Consider the following 621-nt stretch of genomic DNA (forward strand, 5'->3'; position numbering starts at 1 on the left):
CGCACCTGGTTCTGGATCAGCTCCCCCACCGTGCGCAGCCGCCGGTTGCCGAAGTGGTCGATGTCATCGACCTCGATCGGCACCGCCACACTGCCCAGGGTCGCCTCCTCCTCACCCGCGTGAAGACGCACCAGATACTCGATCGTGGCGACGATGTCGTCCTCGGTCAACGTCCCCTGGTTCATGTCCAGGTCCAGACCGAGCTTCTTGTTGATCTTGTAACGGCCGACCTTCGCCACGTCGTACCGCTTGGGATTGAAGTACAGATTCTCCAGCAGCGTCTGCGCCGACTCACGCGTCGGCGGCTCACCCGGACGCAGCTTGCGATAGATGTCCAGCAGCGCGTCATCCTGCCCGGACGTGTGATCCTTCTCCAGCGTCACATTGATCGACTCATACGAGCCGAACCGCTCCCGGATCCGCGCCTCGTCCCACCCCAGCGCCTTCAGCAGCACCGTCACCGGCTGCTTGCGCTTGCGGTCGATGCGCACGCCCACGTTGTCGCGCTTGTCGATCTCGAACTCAAGCCAGGCACCCCGACTCGGGATCACCCGGCACCCGTAGATGTCCTTGTCCGACGCCTTGTCCAGCGCCCGGTCGAAGTACACCCCCGGCGAACGC

The 621-nt window shown here is 64.3% G+C and carries 1 pseudogene; it reads right to left on the minus strand.

Annotation, left to right across the window (positions count from 1 at the left end):
• A pseudogene (locus ABD944_RS42195) lies at positions 1-621 on the minus strand (DNA-directed RNA polymerase subunit beta); the annotation flags it as partial.

The organism is Actinomadura verrucosospora, from assembly GCF_039540335.1.
GTDB classification, from domain to species: Bacteria; Actinomycetota; Actinomycetes; order Streptosporangiales; family Streptosporangiaceae; genus Spirillospora; species Spirillospora verrucosospora.